The sequence below is a fragment of the Psychrobacter sp. YGAH215 genome (assembly GCF_007280595.1).
Taxonomy (GTDB): Bacteria; Pseudomonadota; Gammaproteobacteria; order Pseudomonadales; family Moraxellaceae; genus Psychrobacter; species Psychrobacter faecalis.
On record NZ_VKLR01000066.1, the window covers coordinates 1 to 1,118 of the forward strand.

General features: G+C 49.6%; 1 pseudogene. It reads right to left on the minus strand.

The annotated features are described in order from the left end of the window. Nucleotides 1–1,118 (minus strand): annotated as a pseudogene (locus FOR85_RS12695) (hypothetical protein); the annotation flags it as partial.

Here is a 1,118-nt window from a genome sequence, read left to right on the forward strand (position 1 = left end):
TGTTGGTGCTGATACGACCATCAAGGTTGGTTAGCGCACCGCCCACGTTGGTTGCGGTCACGGTGCCTTTGTCCAACTGATAACTTGGGGCTGTGATGGCGCCCGTCGTCGCGTTGTAAGTTGCACCGCCACCTAAGTGGCTTGCGCTGTTGCCGCCAAGTTGATTGATCTTGTCGTTACCGACGGTCGCAAGTCCTGTGAGCTGCTCATAGTTCACCGCATCAGTTGCTGTTGATCCTGCTAACACACCGGTGATCTTCTTATTGCCAGCATCAATGCCTGTCGTCGTGATGCTTGGGCCACCTGTGATGGTTAAACCAGCAGTGTCCAACTTGCTGTTGCCCGTGGTGACACTATCAAGGTTAAGCGCACGTGCCGTTTTTACTTCGTAGTTACTGGCACCCGTCACACTGTCTTTGGTTTCAGTGACTAAGATGTTCTCACCTTGGCTAACGGTGCTCTTCGCTTTGATGATATTGCCAGCATTCGCAGCAATGTCACCTGTATTCTTTGTGGTGCGGGTATCTAGGTTACCAAGCGCACCACCAACGGTGTTAAAGCTTTCAGTACCATCATTTAAGGCGTAAGTTGGCGCGGTATAAGTATCCGTTGCCACGTCATATTTGGCTCCACCACCTAAGGCAGTTAAGTTACCTGTTGAACGTTTGCTGTTGTCAGCAATGTTAATGGTATTGGTGGCGACATTGGCATTGGTCGCACTAAGTTGTTCATAGTTCACCGCATCAGTTGCTGTTGATCCTGCTAACACACCGGTGATCTTCTTATTGCCAGCATCAATGCCTGTCGTCGTAATGCTTGGGCCACCTGTGATGCTCAAGCCATTAGCGCCATAAGTGCTGCTGTTGATACCGTCAGTGACATTGGTGCCAGCACTGCTGACAGTGGTGGTTTTGGTCCCATCAGTAATGGTAACGCCTGCGCTGTTTAAGGTGCTATTGCCCGCTTTGATGCTATCGACCGTCAAGTCTTTGGCAGTAGCAATTTGATAGTTGGTTGAACCATCTGTATTGGTCGATGAGCTGACTTCAATGTTGTCACCTTTAGTCACCGTGGTTTTGGCTTTGATGATGTTGCCAGCATTCGCAGCAATGTTATCT